The organism is Sulfuriferula plumbiphila, assembly GCF_009938015.1.
GTDB classification, from domain to species: domain Bacteria; phylum Pseudomonadota; class Gammaproteobacteria; order Burkholderiales; family Sulfuriferulaceae; genus Sulfuriferula; species Sulfuriferula plumbiphila.
On sequence record NZ_AP021884.1, the window covers coordinates 1,799,430 to 1,824,188 of the forward strand.

Here is a 24,759-nt window from a genome sequence, read left to right on the forward strand (position 1 = left end):
AATCTATGGTGTTGATATCTGCTTGCTGCGCCGCCAGAAATGACCCATCAACGGTTTGACGCTGATACCGTGGAGAAGAATGGAGAGCGCCACTACAATCAGCGTCAGCTGGATCAATTCCAACGCCAGCGTTTGGGGCAAGCCGTGTTGTATGGCGTACATCAGATAGTAGAGAGAGCCGATCCCGCGCACTCCGAACCAGCCTGTCATACCGCGTATCCGCCACGGGGTGCGCGTGCCCAGCAGACCGGCGAGGACACTTATCGGGCGCGCAACCACGAACAAAAACAGGGCCAGCTCCACCGCTTCCCAGCTCCACGAGTCTAGAAACAGTGTGCCACCGATCAGGAGAATCAGGACCACTTCCGAAAGCCTCTCCAGATGTTCCTTGAATACCAGCGATCCTTCGCTGACCGTTGGCGGTGGCTCGGGATCAGGGCATGCATTTGTATCTGTGCGTACGTTTTTCCGGGGCGTGCGCCCGTCAATGGAATCCCGGGCAGCTTTGGCCAGCTTCAGCTCGGTCTGGCGTAGCGCGACGGCGGCGAAAAAAACCGCCAGGAAACCCCAGGCGTGAACCAGCACAGTCAAACCGTATACCACACCAATCAGCCCGAGGCCGAGGAAGTCGTCCATCAGTTCATGTTTGAGTGGCTCACGACGCAGTTTCCATCCCAGGCGAGCCAACGCAACACCCGCGCCGACGCCGATGGCAATGCCACCCAGTGTGGCCCATAGCACATCCACCAGTACCCAGCTCAGGGCAAACTCGCCGAGTTCATGCAGGCCCAGCAAGCCCATCCCCAGCATCACAAACGGAAATGCGCTGCCATCGTTCATGCCCGCCTCGCAGGTTAAGGTAAAGCGCAACTGATCGCGGTCTCCGGGATGGCGGATTTGCACATCGGTTGCCAGCACCGGATCGGTAGGTGCAACGATCGCGCCCAGCAGCACGCCTGCTCCGAGCGGCAGACCCAGCACATAATAGGCGAAGGCAGCGACCATCGCGACAGTAATGGTCATGGAAACCGTCGCCAGCAGAATCGGCGTGCGCCAGCGGACAAAACTGAACGGTACCGGCATTTTGACGCCGGCAGAAAACAGGGAAATCAGTACAGCCACCTCAGTCAGCACTTCCAGCAGCGCTGATTCCTTGAGTGGATTGAAATGAAACAAATTGAGGACGGTAGGCCCGACCAGCAGTCCCACCGCCAGATAAATAATGGCGGCCGTGACCGGCAGGCGCTTGAGGATGGAAGAAGTGAGGCCCATGACGAGCAACAGCCCGCCTACGAGCATGAACCATTGTGCGTTAGTCATTGTGGTAATCGTTGCATTCAAAGGTGCCTGTCATAATTGTGGTATGAAAAATCTCCCGGATTCTGTCATACATTTACTGTTGCTGGCGGTGAGGCAAGCAGGAACACGAGATGTTCAATCTGGCCGGTAACCGGCAAAGATTGATTTTTCTCCATTGTCTCCTATGGTACTAAATCATAGGGCGTTTCAAATCAGCCGGGACGTATTGATCCAGCGCAACCTATTTCGCATGAGGGATAAATAATGTCACAGCATGATGCTACCGTTCCTGCTACGAATGTTCTTTACTACCGGCATACGTTACCAGTTCGCATCATGCACTGGATCAGCGTCATCGCTTTTTTCCTGCTGCTCATGAGCGGCTTGCAAATTTTTAACGCTTATCCGGCGCTAAACTGGGGGAAATCCTCCTATACGGGGCATCCTCCGATACTGGAAATGGGTGCAAAGCAGACCCCACAAGGCAATATCATCGGCGTCACCACGGTTTTTGGCCATGAATTCAACACCACCGGCGTGCTGGGTTGGTCCAGAGGGGCAGATGGACAGCTGACCGGGCGTGGATTTCCCGCCTGGATGACGCTGCCGGCCACCCAGTGGCTGGCCATGGCGCGGCGCTGGCATTTCTTCTTAGCCTGGGTGCTGGTTATCAATGGCACGGCTTATCTGCTCTATACGCTGTTTAGTCACCATCTGGCGCGCGATTTAGCGCCGACCCGCCGCGACTGGCGCTCAATCGGGCAATCCGTCAAGGATCATTTGCTGTTCCGCCACCCGCAGGGCGAGACCGCGCGGCACTACCACATCCTGCAAAAACTCACTTATCTGGGCGTGGTTTTTGGCTTGTTCCCGCTGATTATTTTGATGGGCTGGGCGATGTCGCCGTGGCTGGACTCCCTGATCCCGGGCTGGGTCGACATTTTCGGGGGGCGACAGTCGGCACGCACCATCCACTTCGTAGTCGCCTGGGTGCTGGTGGCATTTGTATTCATCCACGTTATCGAAGTCATCATTACCGGGTTCTGGAACAACCTGCGTTCGATGATTACCGGACGTTACCGCGTTACCGCCGCGGGGCCAGGCCATGACCACGAATAAGTTCAACCGCCGGACATTTCTGCTGCGCGCGTTCACCTCGGGCAGCCTATTGCTGCTGGCCGGATGTGAGCGGCTGTCGCGCAGCGAATGGTTTCCCAAGGTGCTCGATAGTGCAGAAAAACTCACCCAGGCCACACAACACCTGATTGCACCCCGCCAGGCCATGGCACAGGAATTCACCGAGGCCGACCTGTCGCCACAGTTCCGCAGCAACGGCACCTCGAATCCTGAAAATCCGCAGTATCAGGCGCTGGCAGCAAACAGCTTCGCCGATTATCGATTGCAAGTTGGCGGTCTGGTGGCGCGCCCCACCGCGTTTTCGTTAACCGGATTACGCAGTCTGCCCAGCCGCACCCAGATTACCCGCCACGACTGTGTGGAAGGCTGGAGCGCCATAGGCAAATGGAAGGGCACCCCGTTGAGCGTTGTGCTCGCCCGGGTTCAGCCCAAACCGGAGGCACGCTATGTGGTGTTTTACTGTGCCGACCCGATGGACGGGCAAGGTACGCGCTATTACGAAAGCATCGACATGGACGATGCCCACCATCCGCAAACCATACTCGCCTACGAGCTCAACGATCAGCCCTTGCCGGTTGCCAACGGCGCGCCTGTGCGCGTACGCATCGAGCGTCAGCTCGGTTACAAAATGGCAAAATACATTATGGGCATCCGACTTGTCGACAGCTTCGCCAACATTGGCGGCGGAAAAGGCGGTTACTGGGAAGACCAGGGCTATGAATGGTATGCCGGGATTTGAAACGGTTCGAAGGGCTGCTATCCTGGGACGCAAGGCGCAAATGTGTTATCGCCGATCATTGACATCTGTCATCACTCGGTTTGGTGCACAGAAGATGGATTCAGGCTAAAAACATTTCAGGCGCCAAACTGAAATCCTGTCCCAATTCAGGAGGTGGACGATGTACGAACGTATTCTGGTGGCCATAGACAACAGCAGCACTTCCGACAAGGCGCTGGAAGAAGCGATCAAGCTGGCCCTGGTACACAAGGCGACTTTGCGGCTGGTGCACGTGGTGGATACTGCCATGATGGATGTGGATAACGGCGGGCTGGTGTCGATGCATGAAGTTTTGCCCGCGTTGCGAGAAGGTGGCGAAAGCCTGCTAAAGCAATCCGAAGTACGCGTCCGGGAGGCTAATGTCACGGTAGAAACCGCTCTGCTGGAAACTTTGGGCGTTACCCGGGTCGCTACGGAGATTGTGGAGGCGGCGAAGGAATGGCCGGCGGACTTGATCGTGCTGGGCACCCACGGCCGGCGCGGTTTCGTGCACCTGCTGCTAGGCAGCGTGGCAGAGGATGTGGTGCGGATGGCGGCAACGCCGGTACTGTTGATACGAGGCGAATAGCCCTGTCAGTTCTTCCGCATCATGTTTCTTTTTCCATCTCCGGCCGGTATTTTCCGTGGCACGCAAGACCGTTCAGTCTGGCGCGCCGGTAAAGCGCCTGCTGCGCGGCGGGCCTGTTTTCCACCCTGCCCGCCCAGGCTTGAAGAACCGGCTGCTGCAGGGCGCGCCCATAGGAAAAAGACAGCTCCCACGGAAGCCTGGGAAAGAGGGCATTCATTGCGTTCAGGTTGGCTGTCGCCTCCATTGGACTCAGCCCGCCCGACAGGAAGTTTATGCTCGGGACTGCCGCGGGGACCGTACGCCGCAGCACCTTGACGGTCGCCGCAGCTACCTGCTCAGGAGTCGCCTGGGACGGGTGCAGCTTGCCGGGCAGCACCATGCTCGGCTTGAGAACCATGTATTCGAGGATCACCCGATGCCGGTACAGGGCGTGGAATACCGCATGCAGCACTGCTTCGGTAACCTCGAGGCAGCGCTCCAGGCTATGATCGCCGTCGATGAGCACCTCTGGCTCGACGATGGGCACGAAACCTTCCTCCTGGCAAACGGCGGCGTAGCGCGCCAACATCTCCGCGTTGGCATCAATGCCAAGCCGGGAAGGATTGCGCGCGCTGATGGCATACACTTCGCGCCACTTGGCGAAACGTGCCCCCTGTCCTTTATAAACTCTGAGACGTTCAGCCAGGCCGTCGAGACCCTGGGTGATCTCGTCCCCGGGCGCGCGAGCAAGGGGAATCTTGCCCTTGTCGACCTTGATACCGGGCACGATATGTTGGCGCGACAGGACTTCGGATAGCAGCGTACCGTCGTCGGCACGCTGCCCGAGCGTCTCTTCGAACAGGATTACCCCGCTGATGAATTCGCCGATTTTGGGCGTGCTGAACAGAAGCGAACGATAGGCACGGCGGGTCTCTTCTGTGGATTCGGCGCCGATGGGCTTAAAACGTTTGGTGATGGTGGGCAAGCTCTCGTCGGCGGCAAGAATACCTTTTCCCGGTTGTACCATTTCGGCGATGGTCGCCTGCAGTTCATCTTCAATGTCCACGCTGTCTCCTGAATTATTCTGACAGAACATCGACGATCCCGGGCCAATGGTCAGTAGCCTCCCGGCCGTACCGGGTTGTCCTATTCGGCTTCGCCTTCCTTACTGCATATTATCCGGACTTGCCTTTGCGGATATGCCCAAAAACTCCGCTGCCAAGTCTTTCGATCGGTACAGGACAGGGATAAACCAGTCGTATTGGGGTTTATAGGGCTCGCACAGCACCAATCCCTTTTCCCGCTCGATCCATTTCAGGAAATCCGTGATGATTTTCAATGCTTCGCCTGCGTGTTTGGTGCGTGATGCTGGTATTTGGGTGTCGGATACAGGAAATAGATTGGCAGCCATTTGCGTATTCCTCCAGTAAAGGCAATTGGGAACGGCTGGACGCGATCGCTTAGCCGAATAGTCAATGTAGACCATCCGTTCTTTTTCCGCCATGAAAAACCAAACAACCATCCGCAAAAGCTGGTGGGTTCCTGCAGGTGGCGCTGCGGACTAGGTACTGTCGTCACGAGATAGTCAGCCAAAGGGTAAGACAGCGAATTTGTACGGCAGCGCCACGATCGCATCGCTGTCGTAGCCTTTGTCGGCAAGAAGGTGCTCCATCTGAAATCCCTCAATCAATTGGTCAGCCTCAGCGCAATCTGCTCGGGTACCTTCTGTAATAACTGCTCTGAGCGGCATACCATGCGCATCCACGGCCAGATGTATCTTTGTGTTGAGCCCCCTTTTGTACGGCTCATGCCTTGATTGCCTCCGCGTGCCCCAGCGGCATGGGGGGGAACCTTGCAATGGCTGGCATCGATCATGAGCCATTCGTAATCCGGCTCGACAATGAGCTTTTCCAGCAACGACTCCCAAATGCCTTGATCGCGCCAACGGCAAAAGCGTCGATGGGTGTTTTTCCATCCTCCATACGAGGCAGGCAGGTCTCGCCACGGCGCACCCGTGCGAAGAATCCAAAACACCGCATTGATAAATCGGCGGTTATCTTGTGCCACTCCACCCCAAACACCTGCGCGCCCAGGTAAATGCGGTTCGAGCAAGGCCCAATGTTTGTCCGTAATGTCGTGTCGATGGATCGTTTCTGGCATTCGGTTATGAGTTTTTTACGAAAACCATATTTTGCCACATCTTGTGACGACAGTATCTAAAGCGCGCGTTCGGCTTCACAAGACTCAACGCGGCATTGCCCGCTGCTGAAGCGATCCTGGTTAATGCGCGGCCGCAGCTTCGGCGGATGGTGGCATTGCCTTGGCTGGACGTGCCAGCCAGATGAGTCCAATAAGGACAATAAACAGCAATGCGGAAACCCAGAACAGTTCATCCGCCGCCAGCGTAAACGCCTGCTGGTTGATGAGATTATTGATCTGGCCAAGCGCCTGCTGCTGATTCATGCCAGAGTCGGTCAGCGTTTTGATTGTGGCCTGACTGGCTGGGCTGGCGTAATTGATATGCTCGACCAGTGTGGCATGGTGTTCGGCCGCCCGATTTTCCCACAGGCTAGTGTAAACGGATGCGCCAATGGCTCCTGCCGTGATCCGCGCGAAATTCGACAAGCCCGAAGCGGCAGCTATTTTATCCGGTGTAAGCCCGGAAAAAATCAGGGTCATCAGCGGAATAAAAAAAGCCGCCATGGCGATGCCCTGGATCAAGGATGGGAACATGATGGTTACAAAATCTGTCTGCACCGTAAACTGGGAGCGCATCCACAATATCAGTGAGAAAACACCAAAGGCGACAGTGGCGAACAGGCGCGGGTCATATTTGTGGACGTTCTTGCCCACCCACGGCGAAAACAGAATCGCCAGCAAGCCGACAGGGGCCAGCACCGCGCCGGCGATGGTGGCGGTATACCCCATGTCCTGCTGCAGCCACAGCGGCATCAACACCACATTGCCAAAAAACACGCCATAACCCACAGCCAGCGCCAGGGTGCCAGACCAGAAATTGCGGCGGCGCAACAGGCTTAAATCGACGATGGGGTGAGCTTCGGTCAGCTCCCACACCAGGAAGAAACAGAACCCCAGTGCAGCCACGATGGCCAGGACCACGATCTGGGTGGATGCAAACCAGTCCAGTTCATTGCCCTTGTCCAGCATGATCTGCAGGGCACCCACCCATATTATCAGCGCAGCCAGTCCAACATAGTCGATGGGCACCTGGCGCGTGGGTGTTTCCCGATGCCGGTAAAGCCACCAGGTCACGCTTGCGGCGAGCAGACCGATCGGGACGTTGATATAAAAAATCCACGGCCAGGAAATATTATCGGTGATCCAGCCCCCCAGCAGCGGTCCGACAACGGGCGCGATCAGCGTCGTCATGGACCAGATTGCCAGCGCAGATCCGGCTTTTGCTTTCGGATAACTCGCCAGCAGTAGGGATTGCGACAGCGGAATCATCGGCCCGGCCACCGCGCCCTGAATCACCCGGAAAACGATCAGCATACCCAGACTGGTGGCCATGCCACACAGCCAGGATGCGGTAACGAATAGCAGAATACTGGCAATAAAAAGGCGTACCGCACCGAAGCGCTGGGTCAGAAAGCCGGTCAGCGGCACCGCGATCGCATTGGCCACTGCAAATGAAGTAATGACCCAGGTGCCTTGGCTGGAACTCACCGCCAAATCGCCGGAGATCGCCGGAATCGACACGTTGGCAATCGAGGTATCCAGCACATTCATGAAGGTAGCCAACGCCAGCGCGGTGCTGGCTAAAACCAGCATGCCACCTTTGAGTGGCGCGGGAGATCCATTGGGCGCCTGCCCAGCCGCAGCCTCAGGTGGTGTCCGGGATGGGTTGCCGGAGTTGGACAACGTCGTCATTTCGATGATGCGGGCGGCTCAATGCGTATCCGCATGTGCCGATTTTACGCCCAGATTGCTTGAAATGATTTGGCTGACGAGCCTATCAGCGGCGTGATCAAAGTCCCCATATACCGCTGTCTCCGCCACCATCCGGCTGGATGGCGTAGTTGCCAGCACGCCACCGCCCTGGTTCGAGACATCCACGGTTGCTTCCATGGACAAGCCGACGCGCAGCGGGTGCGCTTCCACTTCTTTGGGGTCGAGCGCAACGCGCACCGGGATGCGCTGCACTACCTTGATCCAGTTGCCGGTGGCATTCTGTGCCGGCAACAGCGCAAAAGCCGCGCCGGTGCCGGCACCCATGCCCAGCACATGACCGTGATATACCACGCTGCTGCCGTATAAATCAGCGGTCAGTTTCACCGGCTGACCGATACGCATCTTACGCAGCTGGGTTTCCTTGAAATTCGCGTCCACCCATACCTGGCTCAATGGAATGAGGGTCATCAGCGGTGCACCAACTGCCACGCGCTGCCCGAGCTGCACGCCACGTTTTCCCATATAGCCATCCACCGGCGCCAGAATCGCATCGCGTTTCAAGTCAAGATAGGTTTGCCGAACTTTTGCAGCGGCTGCCTGAACCCGGGGATGATCGCGCACCGTGGTACCGGCAGTGAGTACTTGATTGGAACGCAGCTGTTCCTGCGCTGCGCTGACCTGGGCGCTTGCTACCGCCACCCGGCTGCGGGCATTATCCAGTGCCGTTTGTGCGTGCTGCAGCTCCTCCTGCGATACGGCTCCGGTTCCCGCCAGCTTTTGCCGCCGCACCAAATCGGTCTGCGCGCTGACCAGATCGGCTCGCGCCTGATCCAGTTCAGCGCGGTACTGATTCACCGCTGCCGCCAGGCTGCCGTTGCCAGTGTAGAGCGTGCGTACTTCACGCACGGTTTGAGCGAGCTGGGCTTCTGCCTCGTGCAGGGCCAGCCGGGCATTGGTTCCATCCAGTCTGACCAGCGTTTCCCCGGCATGGACGTAGTCAGTTTCGCTCGCGCCGATTGCCACCACGGTGCCGGCAACCTGCGGCGTAATCTGCACAATGTTGGCGGCAACATAAGCATCATCGGCATATTCAAAATGACGCCCATGGATATACCAGTGCACGCCGTAGGCGAGCGCTGCCAGCACACACACAGCGGCCAGAACCAGCATCCATTTTTTGCGCTGCTGCGGCTTGCCATCGGGATTTTGCGCTGGCGGCTGTTCGGACAGGATTTGTTCACTCATCCTGGTTCCCCGGATACGGTCTTGGTCTGACTGCCATTCGATAATTGAGGAGCGGCTTTGCCTGCAGCAACATATCCTCCGCCTAGGGCCCGCGCCAGCCCCACATCGAGGTCATAAACGCGTGCCTGCAGGTCAATCAGGATGCGGCGCTGCTGCAATACGGCATTTTCTGCAGTGAGCACATTCAAATAATTGCTCAGCCCGCCCTGATAACGCGCCAACGCCAGATCATATGCACTGCTGACCGCCGCCTGCGCCGCCATCTGTTCCTGTAATTGCGCCTGCAGCGCATGCCACGATGAGAGCTGATCGGCCACATCCCGAATTGCATTCAGCACAGCAGCGTTGTAACTTTCTATTGCCGCATCAGCACGCGCAGTGTGTCCCTGCAGCCGGGCGCGCAGCAGGCCTGCATCAAAAATCGGCAGGCTGAGCGCCGGTCCGACGCCGAACGTACGGCTGCCCACACTCAACCACTTCGACAGACCGATGGATTCAAAGCCGATAAATGCGCTGAGATTGATGTTGGGATAAAACGCCGCGCGCGCCTCCCGGATACCCTGCAGTTCGCTCTCGACACGCCAGCGCGCCGCGACCACGTCGGCGCGATGTCCGAGTAACTCGGCAGGAATCTGTCTGGGTACTTGGGGTATCCCCACAGAGGGCAAATGTGCAAGCAGCTTGTCCGTGGCGCTGGGCCCGGCACCGATCAAAGCCGCCAGAGCATGCCGGGCGAGCATGGCCTGTTCATCCAGTACGGCCAGATCACGGCGGATTTGCGGTACCTCCGCCTGCGCCTGGCGCTGCGCCAGCGTGGTATCCAGCCCGGCGGCAACGCGTTGTCTGACCAATTCCAGAATCTGCTCGCGTTGCCGCAGCAAGGCACGATCCAGATCCTGCTGCGCCAGCAAACGCGCCAGGCTGAAGTAACGCTGTGCCACATTGGCTGCCAGCAGCATGCGTGCCGCCTGTGCATCTGCCTCGGCCGCACGCGACTGTCCGATGGCAGCGTCCAGAGCCGCGCGATTTTTGCCGAACAGATCGAGTTGCCACTGCCCGGCCAAATTGGCGGAATTCATCGTGACCGTGCTGCCCCCGAGCGGAGGCGGATAAATACTGTTTTCGCTCAGGCGTTCCCGGGTTATTTTTGCTTCGCCGTTTAACTGGGGATAGCGTGGGCTGCCGGTTGCGGCCGCAGACGCCTGTGCCTCGATCACACGGCTCTGAGCGATTTTCAGGCTGGGGTTAGCGGCCATCGCCTGCGCAATCAGGGCATCCAGCCCGGCATCGCCAAAAGCTATCCACCAACGCTGCTGGGGAAACGTGCCTGGGTTGGCCTGCCGTCCTGTTGCGGCCAGCGACTGAAGTTGAATCATTTGCGCCTGGGTCCTGATTCCCGAAAAATCAGCGCAACCGGACAGCACCAGGACAAGCCCCAAGGCCATACCCATTCCCGGCACAACACGGCAAGAAAAATAGGCCAGGCTCATGATTCACTGACCGGACCGTTGCCATTCGCCGCAAAGCGACGCAGCATCTGTTTGAATTGCTGGAATTCGGCTTCATTAAAGCCATGCAGATGCTGATTGAGCACCTTGACCAGACGTGCCGGAATTTGCTGAGTGATCTCTCGACCTGCCTGAGTCAACTCAAGATTGACCACGCGGCGGTCTTCCAGATTGCGCACCCGACGCAGCAAGCCTTTGGTTTCCAGCCGATCCAGCATGCGCGTCATCGCGCCACTATCGGTGTAACTCGCGCGTGCGCACGTCGCCACGCTATCACAGTAGCCCTTGGCAACCAGCAATAGCGGCCCCCATTGCATGCCGGTGAGATCAAGAATCTGCATCTCGGCGTCAATATTTTTGAGCAAGGCCTGCCAGGCACCCCGCATCAGGTAACCTACCGACTCCTCTGGCGTGTAATTTTCTTCGTTATAAAAATTTTCCCCGGTCTGATTCACGGAATACACTTTGCTGAATGGCTTCGAATGCCATCCATATTAATGCCTAGGCAGTTATTGTCAAGGCATGTTATTGGACATGCTGGGTTATGTAAATTTATTAACTATCTATTTATGTTATCTAGGATTGTTCACCTTAAGGGCACTTCTATAAATTCCCCGTAATTTTGGTTCACCCAGACAAGAGCCCAAACCTTAGGCACATGCAGCCGGCTACCCAAGGCGGGTGCAATCCCCATCGAATGGGGACAAGCGAAGTCCAGACTCGCGCCCAAAGATATTGGCGCAGCTGGACGAGAAAAGGGGGCATCTTCCTGCGCAGCATTGGCGCTGCGCGTGCAGCAGCCGGGGTGGGCCTGATGAACCTGAGCTACAACCTGAGTCGCATCGGGATACTCATTCGCACCTACCGGCAGCAGTACTATGCAAATCAACTCGCTGCCTAAGCTGTTGGGCGCCACGATTGCCAGCCGACCTTAGAATTTGCCCGGTACGATGAACTTGAGATCGACTCCGTTTCGGTGGCCCACTGGTCGAGCGCCTTGCCCGTGAATTCCGGCCCCGGGTCGCTTCGAATCCCCGCTGAGAGCCCACAGAAGCAGCCCATCCGGCAGCACGAGCGACTGACACTCCATTGCAGGCTGTGACTGCCATCGCGTCCTTGAGGCCCTGTTAGGATTTTTTCCTTTTTATATAACAGACTTGACCGTCACCCTCAACATCATGTCCAATAACTTCATGCCCTACCTGCTTGCAAAAAGTCTCAATGACCGTTAGGTCTTTACTTTCGGTGTGCAATATTACCTTGAGTATTTCCCCGCTATTCATTGCCTCTAATTCTTTCTTGCAATTGAGAATTGTCCATGGACCTGTCGTATTGCAGATATCCAGAGTGTGTTGATATTTCAATTTAAAATCTCCTGGAAGTTAAGTAAGTGAGCCATTATCGCCGATATTTTTGCCGCCCCTGCGACCAAAGCAAAACCCTATCTCAGCCATGAACTTGATGCATGTTTCATACCGGACGAAATTGTTTAATTATATCAATATGATATTTCATAGAACGCAAATTAACTGGAAACAGACCTTGCAGTAAATTGATCTAAATGGATGCATTCCACATCATGCCAAACACGCCAGTATTGATCTCGATAGCCGATCCCCGTTCAGGACATTTAACATGTTGTAAAAACCCTTAAACATTAAGGAACTGGCGTTTATTTTTTATCTTTGCCCAGTCGTCCGCATCGGGCAAGGCGGGTATCTTTTCGGTGATCTGCTGCCATTTTCTGGCTAGTTCGGCGTTGAGGGCGATGAACGCCTGTTGCTCGTCAGGCACGTCACTTGCGGCAAATATCGCCTCCACCGGGCATTCGGCCACGCATAACGTGCAGTCGATGCACCCATCCGGGTCTATGGCTAAAAAATCAGGTCCTTCCACAAAACAGTCCACTGGACAGACGTCCACACAATCGGTGTATTTGCATCGGATGCAGGCCTCGGTCACTACATAAGTCATTTGAATCTCCCATAAAAAAACTCGCCATTACACAAGACGAACCGGTGGAGAGTCTTCCAGGGTTTTGCGAAGCGTATCACCCTTAGACACGACCCTTTCCCGGAAGACCTCTCCCAGAAGCAATATCGCCGGTCCTTTCATATCGCAGTCGATTGCCGAAGAAAGGTCGACCAGTGTCGTGCGGATATGTTTGCATGGCTGCAGGCTTGCGTTCGCGACAATGGCTACCGGCGTTGACGAAGGCATGCCATGAGCTTGAAGCGTTGCGGAGATTTCCGCAGCATCACCCCGCGACATGTAAAGCGCGGCAGTATCCGTAGCGCTCACCGCCCGGGCCCAATCCGCCGCCGCCTGGCCGACGCCTACCCTCGCGGTCGAGAACGTGACACTCCGGCTCAAGCCACGTTGAGTCAAGGGAATGGCAAGTTCCGCACTGGCAGCCAAGGCCGCGGTCACACCCGGAACGATCTCATAGCGGATGCCATGCTGTTCCAGCGCCGCGATTTCCTCTTGAGCGCGGCCAAATAGCATGGGGTCTCCGCCTTTCAGGCGCACTACGACTGAGTATTGTGTGCTCGCCTCCACGAGGTTGCGGTTGATGAAGCGCTGGTCAGTGGAAATTTCTCCACAGCGCTTGCCTACCGACACTTTTCTGGCGCGGCCTGCCAGCGCCAGAGTTTGCGGATGAACCAGTGCGTCGAAAAAAACGATATCCGCACGCGCCAATACTTCAGCGCCCCGGATCGTGATCAAGTCCGGAGCGCCGGGTCCAGCGCCGACCAGGTATACGATGCCCGTCAAGCGCTTACCCTCTTTTTTCCTGTATGGCTTCGCGCCAGTCCGGCCTTGTCTCTGTTAATCAGACCTGCCGCCACCGTGCCGTTGGTCTCCTGGTCGATGACAATAAATCCACCGGTTGCCCGGTTGTCCACATAGGCATCCCACACCAAAGGCTGCTGCGTCTTGATCGACACCCTGGCGATTTCGTTCATCCGGAGAGCGTTTATGTTGGCGCAATGTTCCAGGGTGTTGACATCCACTTTGTAGTGCATCGACTGGATCGTCGCTTTTACGGTGTGAGTAGTGTGCTTGATCAAGTAGCTCCGTCCCAAATCCATGGGTTCGTTGTCCAGCCAGCACAAAATTGCGTCAAACTCCTTCTCGACCCGCGGGAGATGGCCCTGGTATACGGCCGTTTCCTCGAACAGCCGGTCGAGCCGGTGCACGATCATGTCGCCATGGCAGACATCAATATCGTCTTCGAGGGTGAGCATCACCGATTGCGGCGCGCAGGCTTCGGGGAGCTTGCGGTCAGAGAAGGCGTAAATCTCCTTCACTTTCGATGTATGCCCGCCGGGCAGCACCGTAACAGCGTCGCCGACCTGGACGCAGCCTGATTCGATGCGCCCCATGTAGCCGCGGAAATCATGCAAGTCCGGCCTTTGCGGCCGGCTGACAAACTGCACCGGAAATCGGAAGTCGCGCAGATTCAAGGTATCGGCGACCACGATATTCTCCAGCAGATTCAGCAAGGTGCTGCCCTGATACCAGGGCATGTTGTCACCCCTTTCAACCACCATATCGCCATGGAGTGACGACATCGGGATGAAGTGGAGATCGTGCGCGTCCAGCTTGGCGCAGAACTCGATAAATTCGCTCTTGATCTGCTCAAACACCCCCTCGGAATAGCCCACCAGATCCATCTTGTTGACCGCCACGACCAAATGACGAATACCCAGCAGGCTCGCAATGTAGGCGTGACGGCGGGACTGGGTACGAACCCCTTTGCGCGCATCGATCAGGATCACTACCAGGCTTGCCGTGCTGGCCCCCGTCACCATGTTACGGGTGTATTGTTCATGACCTGGCGTGTCGGCGACGATGAACTTGCGCTTGGGTGTGGCGAAATAACGGTAAGCCACGTCGATGGTGATGCCCTGCTCGCGTTCCGCCGTCAGACCATCGGTCAACAGCGCGAGGTCCGCCCCTTCCATGCCTCGGCGGCGGGTGACGCGCTCGATGGCATCAAGCTGGTCCGCAAAAATAGCCTTGCTGTCATACAGCAGACGACCGATCAGGGTGCTCTTGCCATCGTCCACGCTGCCTGCGGTGATGAATCGGAGCAGGTCTGTCGCAGGAGCCAAGCTGTGCTTTTCATTTACCATCAGAAGTACCCTTCTCTTTTACGTAATTCCATGGAAGCCTCCGAGGTTCGGTCATCCAGGCGGGTGGCGCCGCGCTCGGTGATAGTGGTCGCCGCAGTTTCCCGAATGATCTCTTTGATGCTTACCGCCTTCGACTCCACCGGGCAGGTGCAACTCATGTCGCCCACCGTGCGGAAGCGCACCGAGCGCCTCTCCACGGTTTCGCCCGGCGCCGGCTGCACCAGGAATGAGACGGGGAGCCACTGGGCGCCGCGGCGGATGACCTCGCGCTCGTGGGCGAAATATAGGCTGGGGACCTCCAGAGCCTCCCGGGCGATGTATTGCCAGACATCCAGCTCGGTCCAATTGCTGATGGGAAACACGCGCATGTGCTCGCCGGGATTGACGCGGGTGTTGTAGAGACTCCAAAGTTCGGGGCGCTGATTTTTTGGATCCCACTGGCCAAACTCGTCCCGGAACGAGAAAATACGCTCTTTGGCGCGCGCTTTTTCCTCGTCCCGGCGCGCGCCGCCGAAGCACGCGTTAAAACCGAACTCGCGAATGGCATCCAACAGCGTCACGGTCTGCATCGGGTTGCGGCTCTGGTCAATACTTTTCACCTTGATCTGCCCCCTGTCGATGGAATCCTGCACCGAGCGCACCATCAGCCGCTCGCCGAGTTCGGCGGCGCGACGATCCCGAAACTCGATCACTTCGGGGAAATTGTGCCCGGTGTCGATGTGCAGCAGCGGGAACGGAAATCTGCCGGGGCGGAACGCTTTCTCTGCCAGGCGCAGCATAACGATGGAGTCCTTGCCTCCGGAAAACAGCAGCACCGGGTTTTGGCATTCGGCCGCCACCTCCCGCATGATGTGAATCGATTCGCTTTCGAGCCATTCCAGGTGACTCAATTGGTGGTACGACATAGTGTTCCTTAAGTCTGAATTTTTGACTGGCTTCAAGCGGCGGTTTTCTTGCAGTGCAAGCCGCACTCTTTGGTCAGCGGGTTTTCCCACCACCAGCGCCCCGCACGAACATCCTCCCCGATCGCGACAGCGCGCGTGCATGGGGCGCAGCCTATGCTCGGAAACCCCTGGTCGTGCAACTCGTTGTAGGGCACATCAAATTGATAGAGATAGGCCCACACATCCGCATGCTTCCACTCCGCCAAGGGATTGAATTTGTGCAACTGATGATCCGCATCCCATTCGGAAAGGAGCAACTCCGTGCGCGTTGCGGCCTGTTGCCTGCGCAACCCGGTGAGCCAGGCCTTCTTTCCCCGCAGGGCGCGCCGCAGGGGCTCCACCTTGCGGATCTGGCAGCAGGCCTTGCGCAGCTCGACGCTCTCGTAAAAACCGTTGGAGCCGCATCGGCGGACATAGTGCTCGACCGCCAGATCCTCCGGGAAGTAAATATGCAGTGGTACCTTATAGCGGCTGATGAGTTCATGCATGAGCTGGTGGGTCTCTTCCGGCAAACGCCCCGTGTCGAGACTGAAAATCTCGATGCCGGGCGCGTGCTTGACGATAAGATCGGTCAGCACCATGTCTTCCGCCCCCAGACTGTTGGCAAAGGCAGCGGGCGCGTGATCGCGTTCGATGCCCTGCAAAAGCACAACAGCTTCTTCAATTTTTTGTTCCAGACTCATTTTATTTTTCCTCTTTCGTTAGATTTCAATCTCCGGCCTTGCGCACCAGTATCAGGGTGATATCGCCCTTCTTTTGCTTGGATAAAACGCTGTGCCCAATGCTTTCAAGGCTCGTTGGAACCAGCCAGGCTGCTTGGCCTGAATTCACTTTCACGGCCAGCACTTCGCCGCCTGCGAGTTTGTCCAATTCCAGCTTCGCCTTGAGAAAATTGATGGGACATGGGTGTGCGGTCACGTCGATACTCGCAGCGACCCCACCCGCTTCCAACTGGTGCCGGGAAGACACGCCGGGCAGGTTGAGCCGGGAATCAGCCAATGCGCAGGCTTGCTCAGCCTCTTTCATCCAGACATCAATTTCTGTCGCGACAGCAGCAAAAGCCTTATCGTCGAACGCCGATCTCAACTGTGTGAGGCGCTCGACCACGCCATCAAGTTTTTCCGCCAGTGGCTGGAATGCCGAATGCTCGCTCCTTAGCCTGTTGAGGATCTCCGCCAGATCACTCACCTTGTGGTCCTGTCCCGACAGAAACACAAGCGCCTGACTGACCAGGCGCGCCATTGCCTCGGTGCATTCCAGCGCCTCCTGATACTTGCGCTGAGCGGCGAAGGCATTGCGACAATCGCGTTCATAGGCTGCCTCGGAAAATTTCGCGGCTACCGTATCCTGAACTGCGCCAGCGCATTCGCCACCCCCCAGCTGCAATACCTTGAAATCCTCCCGGTATCCGTGGTCCTTGGTCACCTGCGCAAGGTCAGCCTCGGAAACGTGCACCAGATCGGCAAGCAGCCGCTCGAAATACCCCGCATCCCGCTTCCTCGCCCACTCGAAGAATGACTCCCAGGATTCGCCGCTGCCGGTATAGCCCTCCCGCACCCTTTCCACTGCTTTCTCGATACGGGCAGCCGGTACCGAAGGGCCTTTGATTGCAAATCCTCCACCGCCGCAGCCGTTGCCGCCGAAATACATCTGGTAATGGGGAATCAGCTTGCCATGCATGCGCCGGCCCTCGCCGAAAATGCCGATGTCGCCGGTTTCCGGCTGGGCGCAACCGTTATGGCAGCCGGATACGCGAATGCGCAGATCCCGGCTGCCGCCGTTGAGCTTGGGCGCAACTGTCATGGAAGAGGTGATTCCCAACCGGCAAGTGGAAGTACCGGGGCAGGCCACTACGTCATCGCCGGGCCGTGGCGCATGCAGGCGTAAGATGCCAAGCCTTGCATGCACCGCCGACAGGAGCGGTTCGGGGACGTTCACCAGCATCAGGTTCTGGTCCTGGGTGGTGCGCACATCGCTCAGCCCCAAATCCTCCATCAGCGCGGCGATTCCCCGCAATTGCCCGGCGTCGAGCTGTCCCAACGGAACACTCATGGGAAATACATACAGACCCGGCTGTTTTTGCTTAAAGAGACGCCGCGGCGCCCCAGGGCCAGGAGTATCGCCGGATTTGCCGCCGTGCCATTGCCCGTTTGGATAAGAGCGTGTAGCCAGGGCCACCCGGGTACGCTCCAGTTCTTCGCGGTACTTCGCCACAAAACCAGCGGCACCAAAACGATCGACCAGAAACTTGATGCGTGATTTGGCGCGCTTGGTGCGGTCGGAATAGCGGTTATGCAGTACCACAATGGCTTCCACCACTGGCAGCAAATCCTTTTCCTCTACGAATGGCTCCACCACGATGGCCTCGTGGGGCTTGTGTCCCAGCCCTCCTCCCGCCAGCACTTTGAATCCGAAGCGGCCATCGTCAGATCTGGCCGCGACTATGCCCACGTCGTGCAGCATGCCCTGGGCGCAATCGGCCTCGCAGCCGGAGATGCTGATCTTGAACTTGCGCGGCAGGTTCTGGGTCAGCGGATGGCGCAGGAAATGGTCGACCACGCCCAGCAAAAATGGCGCCACATCCACATGTTCACGCTGGCATACCCCGGCCAGGGGGCAGGCAGTGACGTTGCGCACTGTGTTGCCGCAGGCTTCCCGCGTGGTCAGGCCGGCCCGGGACAGGTGACGTAACACTGTCGGGGTATCCTTAAGCGGCACATAATGAATCTGAATGTCCTGGCGCGTCGTGATATGCGCCTTGCCTTCCGGTACGTAGTTCTCCAGGGCTGCCGCTACCGCAACCAATTGCAGCGGAGTGAGCTTGCCACCCGGCACCTTGATGCGCACCATGTTCACACCGTCCTGGCGCTGCCCATAGACACCTTGTTGCAGGCGCACTGCCTGGAAGCGGTCGGCATCCATACCACCCTGCAAGAAAGTCTGCACCGCCTGTTCAAAACGGTCGACTTCTTCCGCTTCAACTGAATTTGTCGTATTTACGTTCATTGCAATGCTCCTTGTTCAATTCATCATGACAGCAGCAACTTGCCGCCAAGAATCAACATCATGATCGCCAGAATGTTGCGCAACACTCGCTCCGGAATTTTTGTGCCGATGTGACTGCCGAGATAAATGCCGGGCACCGAACCTACCAGCAAACTGGCCAGTAACGCGTAATTCACTGTACCCATTGCGGCGTGCCCCAGACCGGCCACCAGGGTCAATGGCACGGCATGGGCAATGTCCGTCCCCACCAGCCTGGCCGGGGCAATGCGTGGATAAAGGAACAACAGCACTACCATGCCTAACACCCCGGCACCGACAGATGAAATCGTCACCAGCACCCCCAATACCACCCCTGTGGTAATGGTCGCGCCTTTCAGGTAATGCGCGTGCAATTCGAAAATTGCGCCGTCTTTGCGCCGGGCAATTTTCATCACATAAGGCTTAAGCAACAATGCAGTGGCGGTCAGCAGCAGCGCAACGCTCATCACGCCGGTAATCAGCCCCTTCAACTGCTTCTCATCCAGCGCCAGTTGATGCAACGTGATAATGCACAGGATCGCGGCAGGCAGACTCCCCGTGGCAAGGAGCCCTGCGATGCGCCAGTCCACCGTGCCGCGTCGCCCATGCGCAACACTACCCGCCATTTTGGTGAGCGAGGCATAGAGCAGGTCGGTTCCAACGGCAATGCTCGGGGCCACGCCGAACATCAACACCAGCAGAGGTGTCATCAAGGCGCCACCCCCCATACCGGTGACGCCGACGATGAAGCCCACCCCGAATCCTGACAACGAATAAAGCCATTCCATTTATTTGAACTGATTTTTGTTGATGCAGACTATCCTAATCAGGTTTCTTTATAATTAGAAAGAATATATAATTATTATTTAATAATGTTTTATTATATACAATGAAAATTCAACAATTACGCTACCTTCATGAAGTTGCCAGGCAGGGGCTCAACGTCTCTTTGGCGGCGGAAAAGCTGCATACGTCGCAGCCAGGCGTCAGCAAGCAGATACAACTGTTGGAGGAGGAGTTGGGGGTGGACATTCTTGTCCGTCACGGCAAGCGGGTGACCGGGATAACAGAACCCGGCCAGAAAATACTGGCGATCACGGAACGCATTCTTCGCGAGGCCGAAAACCTGAAGCGGGTCGGCGCGGATTTCACCAATGAAACCCATGGCAGCCTGTCCATCGCCACCACCCACACCCAGGCCCGCTATGCCTTGCCGTCAGTGATCAAGACGTTCTCCGAGCGTTACCCTGGCGTCCAGCTGCGGCTGCACCAGGGCAATCCGGCTCAAATTGTAGAAATGGTGCTTTCCGGCGAGGCAGATATCGCCATCGCCACCGAGGCGATCGCGCTACACGATGAATTGGTGACGTTGCCATGCTACCAATGGAACCGGTGCGTCATTGTCCAGCCGGACCATCCGCTGCTTGGCGAACCAACACTGACACTGGAACGCATTGCCGACTACTCCATCATCACCTACGACTTCGCGTTCGCCGGTCGTTCGCAGATCAACAAAGCCTTCATGGAGCGCAACCTAAGCCCCAATGTCGTACTTACAGCAATCGATGCCGACGTGATAAAAACTTACGTGGGGATCGGGCTGGGAATTGGTATCATGGCCAGCATGGCTTTCGATCCTGGCCGCGATCAGAACCTGCGGGCGATAGATGCGAGCCATCTATTCGAACCCAGCACCACCAGGATAGGCATTCGCCAAGGTACTTACTTGCGCGGTTACACTTTTGAGTTTATTCAAATGTTTGCCCCACATTTAAACCATGAGGCAGTAAACATGGCAATAAGCGCAGCGTGCCGTTCTGCGCACCAGGAGGCACCTAAAATTTGATTTGCAGGACGGGGGATGGACTTGCGCCTCTCTTTGTCAAGCGCAACTGTACAGGACCAAACCCAGACTTATCCGGGTTTCAGTTCTTGGCTGATTGATAAAGCGGCAAATTCAAAACAAAGATAGTGCCTCCGTCATGCGCATCGTTCGCGGCAAACAGTGCCCCATTGTGCCGCTCCACTATGCCATAGCTAATGGCGAGGCCAAGGCCGGTACCCTTCCCAACCGGCTTGGTGGTGAAAAACGGATCGAATATCTTGGGAAAGTTTTCAGGGAGTATGCCTGATCCATTGTCACGGAATTCGACCACTGCCTTGTCTTTTTCTATTTTTGCCTGGATGCGAAGCCTGGGAGATTTCACTTCAGCGGTGGCATCCACGGCATTTTGGACCAGATTCATGATGACTTGTTGAATTTGGGCAGCGGAACCCAGCACCGGAATGAAATGGGGCAAATCCATCTCTACCTGAAAACTCTCGGATGTGATATTGGTAACCCAATGAACAGCACGTTGAATGATTTCTACCAGGTTGAATTCGCACTCCTCCTCCCGATCGATTGCAGAGAAGCGTTTTAAGCCGTCAACGATGTCCCGCGTACGCTCCGCCCCTTCGATAGTGCCTTCGATCAAGGGTCGGATATCTCCCAGAATGCGGTCGATCTTGAGTTTCTCTCTCAACTCCGCAAGCTCGATACCGCTCCTGCCTGCATGAACCGCATCAAGGTATTCTTTCAGGCGCCCTGCGTATCGCTCAAGTACATGTACGTTTCCGAGGACGAAACTAATCGGGTTGTTGAGCTCATGCGCCACACCTGCAACCAGGCGGCCTAAAGACGCCATTTTTTCAGAATGCACCAGTTGCTGCTGGGTTCGCTTGAGCGCTTCATGGGCTTCCTGCAGGGCATGATAGGCGCGCCGTAATTCACCGACCGGGCGCCCTGTAATCACCATGCCGACTGACTTGCCCTTTTTGTTGAAGCGCGCGGTGCAATTCACCGAGACCGGCATTGAACTGCCATTGGCCATGCGTATCTGCATTTCGCAATCATGTATCGCCTGACCTTGCAACCCATTGAATTTCAATTCTGCTTGTTTACGTGAAATATCATCTGCAAATAATTCAACGAGTGGATGCCCCCTCCATTCAGCCGAGGTCTTGCCGGTCAGTTCTATCAATGATTGATTCACATCCTCGATGGTTCCCGTCTGGTCGCAGACTACGAGAATGTCGCTCATGGCGGCCAACACACCAAAAATGAACTGCTGAGACTCTTCAAGTTTGTTGTTCTGTTCCTCGAGCGCTGTCTGGTACTTGAGCAAATCTGAATAAACCTCATCCATTTTGCGAATGACTTCCATCCAGAACTGCTCGCCTACTCCTTCAATGGGCATATCCGGTAGCGAAAGAAGGCCGGTCTTCGAAAACATTTCAGTTATGAGGCTTGTAATGAATATGGCTGCGGGCAAAAAGACCATGGCGGTGTTTATGCTGCTCTTGGGAAACTGTAATCACGCTCAGGTTTCCATGGCGTACGCCGCGTTCCGCTATAAGCTTGCCGGCGAAGTCTCTTACCTCGGCCGTCTTCCCGCGCAGAACGACGCATTCGATGCAGTTGTCGTGATCCAGGTGCGCGTGCAGGGTGGAAACGGTCAGATCATGATGATCATGCTGCAACGCAGTGAGCCGTTCAGCCAATTCGCGCTCATGGTGGTTATAGACATAACTCAGTGCCGCAATGCAATGAGTACCTTCATAGCGCACCTGGCGGGACTTTTCGAGCTCTGCCCGGAGCATGTCCCTTACTGCCTCCGAGCGATTGCTGTAGCCCCGCGCAAGAATCAACCGATCGAACTCCTGCGCCAAATCCTCGTCCAGTGAAATCGTGAAGCGTTCCATGCGCACTCCAGGTCAATGCACGGTACATACCATACAGGGATCAAATGAACGGACGACATGCTGTACCGCCAATGGAACCCGTTCGTGTTCCCCGACCGGCACACCGACCAGTGCCTGTTCCAGTGCGCCCGGTATGCCATCACGATCCCGTGGGGAAAAGTTCCATGTGGTGGGGGCTACGATCTGATAATTGGCGATTTTGCCTTCCTTCACCACCAGCCAGTGACCCAACGCCCCCCTCGCTGCCTCGACCATGCCGACGCCCTTAGCGTTATCGGGCATGCGCCCTTGAACACAGAACGGTTCACCGGGCGACAGGGATTTGATCCAGGATTCCATGGCTGGAATGACCCGGGAAATTTCCAGCAGACGGGCCACCACGCGGGTGGTGACATTGCCACCCGTTTTTTCCACCATGTCCCGAATCAGCGGGTGACCAGTCACCACCTGCCTGGCCAGCGCGCCACATTCAAGCACCTGACCACGCCAGCGTGGTGCCTTACACCAGGTGTAGGCATCGGGTTTGTCCGGAGCAGGCTGGGTTTCGCCCTGGTAAGGATGGCGAGCATCACGCTCCCCTGTCATCCTTGAATGACTGAGATCTTCCACTATATCGGATGGATCGATGGCTGACAATGTGCCTTTGCTCGCATCCCAAACGCCAGGCGAAAACAGATATTCCCCCGCCATTTCATAGCTGCCATAGCTCAGGAATATATCCGTCGCTCTCCCTATCCGGTGAAGTTCCAGATCCCGGGCGACTTCCAGGAATAACCTGAAGTCACTTGCATCAGGGGGTCTGGCGTCACGCCATGCCTCCAACGCACGCATGGAATCCAGCTTGACGATGTTCTCCAGCTTGTCGCCGAACATGATTTTTTCGAGATACGCCCGGAATTCCCTCAACATGGCATAAAGTCGGATTTTTTCCGTAGATGACACGGCCCGGGAAGAGCCGCCAGGCTGAAGTGTCAGTGTGTGCGGCCATTTCCCTGCGAGCACCCCCATCATGTGCAAGAATGCTGCCCGGGCGGGCAAGGCATCCCCTGCCGCACTGCCGGTGACAGCCTTGAACCGCTGTTCAGCCATGCCATGCCAGGGGCGGCCTGAATATCCATCGCGGGCAAAATCCGGCATGAAAAACAGATAAAAATGGGTAAAGTGATCGGTCAGGTTTTCGTTTGCCAGAATCAGGTTGGTTGCCAATTGGCCATTGCGTGGTATGGAGATTCCCATGGCATTGCGCAATGCGTTCGCAGCCGCAACCGACTGGGTGACGGAGCATATGCCGCAAATACGCGGGACGAAGACCAGCGCATCCATGGGGTCTTTGCCCCGCAATATCTGTTCAAATCCACGGTACAGGGTTGAATCAACATAAGCCCTGTCCACCCGGCCCCCGGAGATGTCCAGCGTCACCTCCAGATCGCCTTCAACACGATTGAATGGCCCAACTACCAAACGGCTCATTTCACCCCCGTTTTGCGAATGCCCGGCACAATCACAAGATGATCCGAAGTGGCGTTTTCCTTGACACGTTTTGGCGTCGCCGATTTCGATAATGTAGCCAGCGCCACAAACCAGGCCTTGGGCATGTCAGTTGGCAATCCTATGGGTATCCCGGCTATTTTAGGTGTCTGGGTGAAGGGGTGCCCTGGTTCTTCAAAACCGGGTTCGGTACAACCGATACAGGCGTACCCCCCATCGGTGCAGGACCCACCACCATTCCAGGGACGGATATTGCAATCTGCATGAGCCTGGGTGCCTTTGCACCCCATGTTTTCCATCATGCATCCCTGATCAGAAGGCTTTTCTGCACTGGCCTTGAATTCATAATACTCGTTACGGGCGCAGCCATGATGTACCAGATGATCAGCATAGAAACGGGGGCGCCCGAGTTCATCGAGATCCGCCTGGGTAAAACTGTCCATGGCCAGCGCCAGCAGTGTTTCCAGCACCCACCCCGGGTGGGTCGGACAACCCGCGATGTTGATGACTGGCAAACCGGATTGGCTCAAATAATCCACACCCAGCAGCCCGCCCCTGGATGCGCCATCGTATTGCATGCCGCAAGCATCAGTCGGATTGCATCCGCCTGCGGTAACGCCGCCATAAGTCGCGCAGGTACCCACCGCAATCGTATATTGCGCCTTTTCTGCAAGTTGCCTGACCCATTCGATCATGGGCTTGCCGGTACCGGACAGGACATGAAATCTCCCAGTCCCATTGGGTCCGCGCAGCAAAGAGCCTTCCACGCAAAGTATATCAAGGGGTAAATCGCCGCTAGCACATGCCTCCAGTACTTCGATTGCCTCGCTACCCGTCTGCTCTGACAAGCCGGGATGCCAAACAATATTGATGCCAGCATCCTTCAACATGCCGAACAGATCACGCACGTCAGCGCTCAGCAGTGACATGGTGCAACCACCACACCCGCCAGACTGTAACCAGATCAGATTCATCATTTAAATACCTCCAGGCT

The 24,759-nt window shown here is 56.6% G+C and carries 24 protein-coding genes and 1 pseudogene; 5 read left to right on the plus strand and 20 right to left on the minus strand.

The window, feature by feature from the left end; all coding sequences use genetic code 11:
- Window positions 1-3: 3 nt before the first annotated feature.
- The gene (locus GZH91_RS09370) at window positions 4-1,320 is read right to left on the minus strand and encodes a cation:proton antiporter (protein ID WP_147073496.1); all 1,317 of its coding nucleotides are present in this window, start codon (window positions 1,318-1,320) and stop codon (window positions 4-6) included.
- A gap of 243 nt (window positions 1,321-1,563) precedes the next feature.
- Between GZH91_RS09370 and GZH91_RS09375 the strand changes: the two genes are divergently transcribed.
- The 3 genes from GZH91_RS09375 (at window position 1,564) to GZH91_RS09385 (ending at window position 3,782) form a co-directional block, all read left to right on the plus strand.
- Window positions 1,564-2,418 carry a cytochrome b/b6 domain-containing protein gene (locus GZH91_RS09375; protein ID WP_147073494.1) on the plus strand — a complete coding sequence of 285 codons (855 nt, stop codon included), beginning with the start codon at window positions 1,564-1,566 and terminating at the stop codon, window positions 2,416-2,418.
- Window positions 2,405-3,175 carry a molybdopterin-binding protein gene (locus GZH91_RS09380; protein WP_147073492.1) on the plus strand — a complete coding sequence of 257 codons (771 nt, stop codon included), beginning with the start codon at window positions 2,405-2,407 and terminating at the stop codon, window positions 3,173-3,175. Before GZH91_RS09375 ends, GZH91_RS09380 begins: the two co-directional genes overlap by 14 nt.
- 160 nt (window positions 3,176-3,335) lie before the next feature.
- Window positions 3,336-3,782 (plus strand): universal stress protein, encoded by a 447-nt coding sequence (locus tag GZH91_RS09385; protein WP_147073490.1) that lies wholly within the window; start codon window positions 3,336-3,338, stop codon window positions 3,780-3,782.
- A gap of 19 nt (window positions 3,783-3,801) precedes the next feature.
- Here the strand turns inward: GZH91_RS09385 and GZH91_RS09390 are convergent, their stop codons facing one another.
- From GZH91_RS09390 to GZH91_RS09420, 7 genes and pseudogenes are all read right to left on the minus strand, one after another.
- Window positions 3,802-4,827 (minus strand): class I fructose-bisphosphate aldolase, encoded by a 1,026-nt coding sequence (locus GZH91_RS09390; RefSeq protein ID WP_147073488.1) that lies wholly within the window; start codon window positions 4,825-4,827, stop codon window positions 3,802-3,804.
- A gap of 99 nt (window positions 4,828-4,926) precedes the next feature.
- A complete protein-coding gene (locus GZH91_RS09395) occupies window positions 4,927-5,172 on the minus strand; it encodes a hypothetical protein (protein WP_147073486.1) in 246 nt (81 codons plus the stop codon).
- A gap of 210 nt (window positions 5,173-5,382) precedes the next feature.
- Window positions 5,383-5,921: pseudogene (locus GZH91_RS09400) on the minus strand (IS5 family transposase); the annotation flags it as partial.
- 120 nt (window positions 5,922-6,041) lie between these two features.
- On the minus strand, window positions 6,042-7,553 hold the full coding sequence (locus GZH91_RS09405) for a DHA2 family efflux MFS transporter permease subunit (RefSeq protein WP_223264627.1): 1,512 nt from the start codon (window positions 7,551-7,553) through the stop codon (window positions 6,042-6,044).
- A gap of 117 nt (window positions 7,554-7,670) precedes the next feature.
- A complete protein-coding gene (locus tag GZH91_RS09410) occupies window positions 7,671-8,918 on the minus strand; it encodes an HlyD family secretion protein (protein WP_147074705.1) in 1,248 nt (415 codons plus the stop codon).
- A complete protein-coding gene (locus GZH91_RS09415; protein WP_147074706.1) occupies window positions 8,915-10,408 on the minus strand; it encodes an efflux transporter outer membrane subunit in 1,494 nt (497 codons plus the stop codon). The genes GZH91_RS09410 and GZH91_RS09415 overlap by 4 nt, the downstream gene beginning before the upstream one ends.
- A complete protein-coding gene (locus tag GZH91_RS09420; RefSeq protein ID WP_198415283.1) occupies window positions 10,405-10,881 on the minus strand; it encodes a MarR family winged helix-turn-helix transcriptional regulator in 477 nt (158 codons plus the stop codon). The genes GZH91_RS09415 and GZH91_RS09420 overlap by 4 nt, the downstream gene beginning before the upstream one ends.
- Before the next feature lie 242 nt (window positions 10,882-11,123).
- Between GZH91_RS09420 and GZH91_RS09425 the strand changes: the two genes are divergently transcribed.
- A complete protein-coding gene (locus GZH91_RS09425) occupies window positions 11,124-11,327 on the plus strand; it encodes a hypothetical protein (protein WP_147074707.1) in 204 nt (67 codons plus the stop codon).
- 226 nt (window positions 11,328-11,553) lie between these two features.
- On the opposite strand, the gene GZH91_RS18395 is transcribed toward GZH91_RS09425, so the two are convergent.
- The 8 genes from GZH91_RS18395 to GZH91_RS09465 all read right to left on the minus strand — a co-directional run bounded on the left by GZH91_RS18395 (window position 11,554) and on the right by GZH91_RS09465 (window position 19,321).
- A complete protein-coding gene (locus GZH91_RS18395; RefSeq protein ID WP_147074708.1) occupies window positions 11,554-11,790 on the minus strand; it encodes a sulfurtransferase TusA family protein in 237 nt (78 codons plus the stop codon).
- Window positions 11,791-12,076: 286 nt separating this feature from the next.
- Entirely contained in the window at window positions 12,077-12,400 is a 324-nt protein-coding gene (gene fdxA / locus GZH91_RS09435) for a ferredoxin FdxA (RefSeq protein WP_147074709.1), read from the minus strand.
- Window positions 12,401-12,427: 27 nt separating this feature from the next.
- Complete coding sequence (gene cobA, locus GZH91_RS09440) at window positions 12,428-13,201, minus strand: uroporphyrinogen-III C-methyltransferase (protein WP_147074710.1); 774 nt, start codon at window positions 13,199-13,201, stop codon at window positions 12,428-12,430.
- On the minus strand, window positions 13,198-14,565 hold the full coding sequence (locus GZH91_RS09445; protein WP_147074711.1) for a sulfate adenylyltransferase subunit 1: 1,368 nt from the start codon (window positions 14,563-14,565) through the stop codon (window positions 13,198-13,200). The genes cobA and GZH91_RS09445 overlap by 4 nt, the downstream gene beginning before the upstream one ends.
- Entirely contained in the window at window positions 14,565-15,470 is a 906-nt protein-coding gene (gene cysD / locus GZH91_RS09450; protein ID WP_147074712.1) for a sulfate adenylyltransferase subunit CysD, read from the minus strand. The genes GZH91_RS09445 and cysD overlap by 1 nt, the downstream gene beginning before the upstream one ends.
- A 32-nt stretch (window positions 15,471-15,502) precedes the next feature.
- On the minus strand, window positions 15,503-16,192 hold the full coding sequence (locus tag GZH91_RS09455; RefSeq protein ID WP_147074713.1) for a phosphoadenylyl-sulfate reductase: 690 nt from the start codon (window positions 16,190-16,192) through the stop codon (window positions 15,503-15,505).
- A gap of 25 nt (window positions 16,193-16,217) precedes the next feature.
- Window positions 16,218-18,515 carry a sulfurtransferase TusA family protein gene (locus tag GZH91_RS09460; RefSeq protein WP_147074714.1) on the minus strand — a complete coding sequence of 766 codons (2,298 nt, stop codon included), beginning with the start codon at window positions 18,513-18,515 and terminating at the stop codon, window positions 16,218-16,220.
- 23 nt (window positions 18,516-18,538) lie between these two features.
- The gene (locus GZH91_RS09465) at window positions 18,539-19,321 is read right to left on the minus strand and encodes a sulfite exporter TauE/SafE family protein (protein WP_147074715.1); all 783 of its coding nucleotides are present in this window, start codon (window positions 19,319-19,321) and stop codon (window positions 18,539-18,541) included.
- 101 nt (window positions 19,322-19,422) lie between these two features.
- Here GZH91_RS09465 and cysB point away from each other — a divergent pair, with 101 nt between their 5' ends.
- Window positions 19,423-20,379, plus strand: coding sequence for an HTH-type transcriptional regulator CysB (cysB, locus tag GZH91_RS09470; RefSeq protein ID WP_147074716.1), 957 nt, complete (start codon window positions 19,423-19,425; stop codon window positions 20,377-20,379).
- A gap of 79 nt (window positions 20,380-20,458) precedes the next feature.
- On the opposite strand, the gene GZH91_RS09475 is transcribed toward cysB, so the two are convergent.
- The 4 genes from GZH91_RS09475 to GZH91_RS09490 all read right to left on the minus strand — a co-directional run bounded on the left by GZH91_RS09475 (window position 20,459) and on the right by GZH91_RS09490 (window position 24,742).
- Window positions 20,459-21,739 carry an ATP-binding protein gene (locus GZH91_RS09475; protein ID WP_223264628.1) on the minus strand — a complete coding sequence of 427 codons (1,281 nt, stop codon included), beginning with the start codon at window positions 21,737-21,739 and terminating at the stop codon, window positions 20,459-20,461.
- 70 nt (window positions 21,740-21,809) lie between these two features.
- Entirely contained in the window at window positions 21,810-22,277 is a 468-nt protein-coding gene (gene nikR, locus GZH91_RS09480; protein ID WP_147074718.1) for a nickel-responsive transcriptional regulator NikR, read from the minus strand.
- Between the two features lie 12 nt (window positions 22,278-22,289).
- Window positions 22,290-23,747 carry a nickel-dependent hydrogenase large subunit gene (locus GZH91_RS09485; protein ID WP_147074719.1) on the minus strand — a complete coding sequence of 486 codons (1,458 nt, stop codon included), beginning with the start codon at window positions 23,745-23,747 and terminating at the stop codon, window positions 22,290-22,292.
- Window positions 23,744-24,742: an NADH-quinone oxidoreductase subunit B family protein gene (locus GZH91_RS09490; RefSeq protein WP_232522171.1), complete on the minus strand. Its 999-nt coding sequence runs from the start codon at window positions 24,740-24,742 to the stop codon at window positions 23,744-23,746. The genes GZH91_RS09485 and GZH91_RS09490 overlap by 4 nt, the downstream gene beginning before the upstream one ends.
- Between the last annotated feature and the right edge of the window lie 17 nt (window positions 24,743-24,759).